General features: G+C 46.2%; 5 protein-coding genes and 1 pseudogene. 3 read left to right on the top strand and 3 right to left on the bottom strand.

Annotation, left to right across the window (positions count from 1 at the left end; genetic code table 11):
* Together ACTHSP_RS17550 and ACTHSP_RS17545 are read right to left on the bottom strand one after the other, a co-directional pair.
* A pseudogene (locus tag ACTHSP_RS17550) lies at positions 1–221 on the bottom strand (FKBP-type peptidyl-prolyl cis-trans isomerase); the annotation flags it as partial.
* Between the two features lie 160 nt (positions 222–381).
* Positions 382–1,647 carry a Glu/Leu/Phe/Val family dehydrogenase gene (locus ACTHSP_RS17545; RefSeq protein ID WP_039861976.1) on the bottom strand — a complete coding sequence of 422 codons (1,266 nt, stop codon included), beginning with the start codon at positions 1,645–1,647 and terminating at the stop codon, positions 382–384.
* 421 nt (positions 1,648–2,068) lie between these two features.
* Here ACTHSP_RS17545 and ACTHSP_RS17540 point away from each other — a divergent pair, with 421 nt between their 5' ends.
* The 3 genes from ACTHSP_RS17540 to ACTHSP_RS17530 all read left to right on the top strand — a co-directional run bounded on the left by ACTHSP_RS17540 (position 2,069) and on the right by ACTHSP_RS17530 (position 3,579).
* Entirely contained in the window at positions 2,069–2,782 is a 714-nt protein-coding gene (locus ACTHSP_RS17540) for a phosphoglycolate phosphatase (RefSeq protein WP_049352163.1), read from the top strand.
* A 98-nt stretch (positions 2,783–2,880) separates the two neighbouring features.
* Complete coding sequence (gene recX / locus ACTHSP_RS17535) at positions 2,881–3,342, top strand: recombination regulator RecX (protein ID WP_049352160.1); 462 nt, start codon at positions 2,881–2,883, stop codon at positions 3,340–3,342.
* A 75-nt stretch (positions 3,343–3,417) separates the two neighbouring features.
* Complete coding sequence (locus ACTHSP_RS17530) at positions 3,418–3,579, top strand: hypothetical protein (RefSeq protein WP_039861975.1); 162 nt, start codon at positions 3,418–3,420, stop codon at positions 3,577–3,579.
* A gap of 117 nt (positions 3,580–3,696) precedes the next feature.
* On the opposite strand, the gene ACTHSP_RS17525 is transcribed toward ACTHSP_RS17530, so the two are convergent.
* A partial coding sequence (locus ACTHSP_RS17525; protein ID WP_440346550.1) for a RelA/SpoT family protein occupies positions 3,697–5,231 on the bottom strand: 1,535 nt, incomplete at its 5' end.

The following is a 5,231-nucleotide window of genomic DNA, read 5'->3' as shown; positions in this document are numbered from 1 at the left end:
GTACCTTGGTCTTTCATTTGTTTCAATGAACGGCCGATGTCCACACCCATTGCGTAGCTGGCTTGTTGGGCAGTAGAGCCGATGGCAGAAGCATCTGCAGTCGCATTTGAAGCTGCGGAAGCAGCAGGGGCGTCTTTAGCGGCAGTGTCTTTTTGGTTGCAAGCAGTCAGCGCCAACAAAGCAGACAAAGCCAATGCGCTGAATTTGAAAGTTTTGTTCATGATTATGTCTTTTCCGGAAAGGTCAAAAAAGGGGATTATAGCTGAGTTTGAATGAAATGGAATCAAGGTGGATAAAAATTTGTAAAGGCGCTTATCAAAAACATTAAGGCCGTCTGAAAACAGGTTTCAGACGGCCTACTCTTAGCTATCGGTCAAACGATTAATACCAGCCGCGCAGTTTCATTGCTTTTTCAACACGACGGATACTCATCATGTAGGAAGCGGTACGCAGGTCGACATCGTATTCTTGAGCCAAGTTCCAAATATCGCGGAACGCACGGCGCAGGACAACGGTTTCTTTCTCTTGAACTTCATCAAACTCCCAGTAGTAGCCTTGCAGGTTTTGTACCCATTCAAAATAGGATACCACTACGCCGCCGCAGTTTGCCAAAATATCAGGAACAACCAGTACGCCGTTTTGACGCAGGATAACGTCGGCTTCTGGAGTGGTCGGACCGTTTGCGCCTTCAACCACGATTTTCGCGCGGACTTTACCGGCGTTTTCAGAAGTCAGTTGGTTTTCCAGAGCGCAAGGGGCGAGTACGTCCACTTCCAGAGCCAAAAGTTCGGCATTGCTGATTTCTTTGCCGTAGCCGGCTTCGTTGGTGATGAAACCTTTGGTTTGGAATTCTTTGATGATTGCTTCCATATCCAAGCCGTTTTCGTTGTAAATGGCAACGTCAACAGTAGATACGGCAACGATTTTCGCACCTGCTTTGTGTGCATAGTAACCAGTGTGGTAGCCCACGTTACCGAAACCTTGAATGGCGTAAGTGGCACCCTTCACGTCTTTGCCCAGTTTTTCCAAAGCTTGGACAGCGGCGAAGTTTACGCCGTAACCGGTGGCTTCGGTACGCGCCAAGGAACCGCCAAACTCAACCGGTTTACCGGTGAAGACGCCCGGTGCTGAATGTTTCACTACGTTTTCATAGGCATCAACCATCCAAGACATGATTTTGCCGTTGGTGTTCACATCAGGGGCAGGAATATCGATTTTCTCGCCGATCAGCGGAGAAATGGCTTCGGAATAAGCGCGGGCGATGCGTTCCAATTCCGCTTCGGAATAGTTACGCGGATCCAAAGTAATACCACCTTTACCGCCGCCGTAAGGAATACCGGCCACGCAGCATTTGATGGTCATCCAGATAGACAGGGCTTTAACCTCGTCCATATTCACATTAGGATGGAAACGTACGCCGCCTTTGTAAGGGCCGACGGCATTATTGTGTTGTGAACGGTAGCCGGTGAAATTTTCTACTGTACCGTTGTCGAGTTTGACAGGGAAGTTGACTTCCAAAACACGTTGTGGCTTTTTCAAGATTTCAAATACTGCTGGATCGGCATTCAGACGGTCGCAGGCAGTTTTCACTTGTTTTTGCGCAATTTCAAACGGATTCAGCGTTTCTTTTACAGCAGATGCGGACATGTATTTTTCCTTTTCATACATATGATTAGACGAGAGCCATACACGTTACTATATACAAAAACGGACAAAAATGTAATAGCGTGTAGTCGATAAAAAGCGAATCTATTCATTTATATATGAATTTAGTTTGAGGTCGTCTGAAAATATCGGCACACCAACCAAAAAATTTTCAGACGGCCTAGTATAAATGCTCATCAAACCATTCAAAAAAATATACAAACCCTTTGTTTTTTAATGCCTACCAAACCACCCTTTTTGTTGACAAAATTCTTGCCATATTACAAACAGGCTGACAGACTTACACCAGCAAAAATTGTTAACAATTTAAACGAATATCCCTTTAAAGAATCAGCAAAACATCGGCAAATCAGACAAACAATGTTAAAATAACCGCTTAAATAATATGACAGAAAGCTACTCAATGACCACTGCTGCTTTAGAACACGTTCAAGCCGTTGCCTTTGATTTGGACGGTACCTTATGTGATTCCGTTCCCGATTTGGCCGCAGCAGCCCAAGCCATGTGTGCGCACTTGGGTTTACCTGTTTTACCTACCCAAACGGTTGAAAGCTATGTCGGCGACGGCATCAGCAAGTTGGTTCATCGCGTCATTACCAATGATCGTGAAAAAGAAGCCGATCCTGAAATCTGGGAAAAAGGCTTTGTGTTCTTTATGAAATATTATCGCGAGCATTTGAGCGACTTTACCCGCCCCTACCCTGAAACCGAAGCCGGTCTCAGCCTGCTCAAGTCATTGGGTATTCCATTGGTTGTCATTACCAATAAAAATGAAATCCTGGCTGCTGAGTTGCTGAAACAGCTCAATCTCGACGACTATTTCAGCCTGGTTCTCGGCGGCGACAGCCTGACTGAGAAAAAACCCAGCCCATTGCCGCTTCAACATGCAGCCGAAGTTTTGGGCATCGACGTTGCCAATATGCTGATGGTGGGCGACTCTAAAAATGACATTATTGCCGCCAAAGCGGCCGGTTGCTTCAGCGTCGGCGTAACATTCGGCTACGGCGATATGACCTTACTCTCTCAAGACAAAGCGACCAAACCTGATTTGTTGATTCGCGCCCTGCCTGAAATCTACGAAAATCTGCAACCGCAAAAAAACAAAGACGAAGAATAATTCGGCTTTATTTTCAGACGGCCTTTTCGGTGCTTTCACCCAATCAGGCCGTCTTAAATGTAATTCAATGTAGTTAAATCCCTCCCCTTCCATATCCCATGAAACCTCCCAAAACCTTACGCGCCCGCGCCTTGGATATTCTTTCCCGTCAGGAAGTCAGCCGTGTCGGCTTGAAACGCAAACTGGCTCCCCATGCTGAAAGCGAAGAAGAATTGGAAAAGGTTTTGGACGAATTCGTCGAACGAAATTGGCAATCCGACCAACGTTACGCAGAAGCCTATATTCACAGCAAAAGCAACCGTTACGGCACGCTCCGCCTCAAACAAGCCTTGGCGCAACAAGGTATCGATGCAGACGACTGTCGGGAATTCTTACCCGACAGGGAGGACGAGCTGCAAACCGCCATTTCCGTCTTGCGTAAAAAATTCAAGCAAGAAGCTCAAGATTTGAAAGAAAAACAAAAACAAGCGCGTTTCCTTGCCTATCGCGGCTTTGGCGCCGACACCATTCAGACGGTCTTAAAAACCGCGTGGAATGAAGACGAAGACTTCTATCAATAATCATTCCCACTTGAATCTTTGCTTCTATCGGCGTACCCTTACGCTTTTATTCAATAATTCAATTAGAGCTTCATCATGTCCGACAAACCGCACGATACACCTAATCCCCTACTCGAAGACGAACGCAAAAATCCTGTTTACCGCTTGGGTCAGGCAGTAGCCGGATTCATGTTACTGGTTTGGGCCGGCGTTTTGGCCTTGGTTTTCTTCTTGGTTTTCCGTTTTTGGTTAAGTTAAATCCAACCTGAAGCATTATTTTTCTTCAAAACAAACTAACAGAGTTTGTTTGTACATACTCAAAAGGCCGTCTGAACACACTTTCAGACGGCCTTTTCTTATCATGCTGATCACAGATTATCCTCGAATCACTTTACGGATATTCGGATTGGCATGCATTGCATGAATAATCTGATTAACCTGATCCAAGTCTTTGACTTTAATTGTAAATTTAAATTCTACAAAACCTTCTGTTCCTGCTTGCGCTTTGGTTGGCGTATCGACAGATTCAATGTCCGCACCGGAATTGGAAATTGCTTGCGCCATTGAGGCAAGCAAACCATGCGCATCTTCGGATTTGACATTGAGGATGGTGCGGTACGTTTGATTGCGCAAACTGTCCCAACCCGCATCGAGTTGCTCTTCCGGATCGGCTTTGACCAAAGTTTGACAGGTATCACGGTGGATAATCATACCCTTGTCTTTGACCAATAAGGCGCGGATCGTATCGCCGGGAATCGGATGGCAACATTCGGCAAAATGAATCCGGCCGGTTTCCTGATCGTTGACTTTGATCGGACTGAGTTTGACCGTGCTGCCAAAATGTTGGCCTGCCAACTCGGCAATATGCATGGCAACGTGTACCGGCAAAGTATGCCCCATACCGACATTGTAAAGAACCTCTTCAAACGAGGTTTGTTTGGTATTCAAATCGGCAAGGTATTTTTCTTTGAGGTCGTCTGAAAGCAGGATGTCTTTAGGCAACAGACTGGATAAAGCTTTTTGCAGCAGGTTTTCACCTAAAACAACGGCATCGTGACGATTCAGATTTTTAATGTATTGGCGGATGGCGCTGCGCGCACGGCTGGAAACGGCAAAGTTCAGCCATGCTACATTAGGCTTGGCATGCTCGGAAGTAATGATTTCTACCGTATCGCCAGTTTTCAGCTTGGTGCGCAGCGGCATCATGACGTTATTGATACGCGCGGCAACGGTTTTATGACCGATATTGGTGTGTACGGCATAGGCAAAGTCAATCGGCGTCGCACCTTTAGGCAAGGTAAGGATATCGCCTTTCGGAGTAACGATATAGACTTCGTTGGGGAACAAATCGACTTTGACATGCTCTAGAAACTCGATGGCATTTGAGCTACTAGCCTGCAGGTCGAGAATATTTTTCATCCATCGGTTCATATGGAGGACGGCTTGATCCGGAGTGTTTTCACCGGATTTGTAAATCCAATGTCCGGCAATACCGCCCTCAGCCACAGCATCCATTTCACGCGTACGAATTTGCACTTCGATAGGCAAACCGTAAGGACCGACCAAGGTTGTGTGCAGGCTTTGATAACCGTTGCTTTTCGGAATGGCGATATAGTCTTTAAAACGGCCGGGCTTGGGGTGGTATAAATTATGTAATGCGCCCAACGCGGCATAACAGGCAGGAATGTTGTTTACGATGACACGAAAGCCGTAAATATCCATCACTTCGGCAAAACGCAGTTTTTTAGCCAACATTTTTTGATGGATGCTGTATAAGTTTTTCTCGCGGCCTTTGATTTTGGCTTCAATATTGACACCGACCAAACGCTGACCGAATGCACGCAACACTTTGCCGACAACATCGCGGCGATTTTTGCGGCTGTTGTCCATGGCTTTTTTCAGGGTTTCGT

The sequence above is a fragment of the Neisseria sp. P0001.S005 genome, from assembly GCF_051963715.1.
The sequence above is the reverse complement of the archived record's forward strand: the minus strand, read 5'-3'. Positions and strand labels throughout refer to the sequence as shown.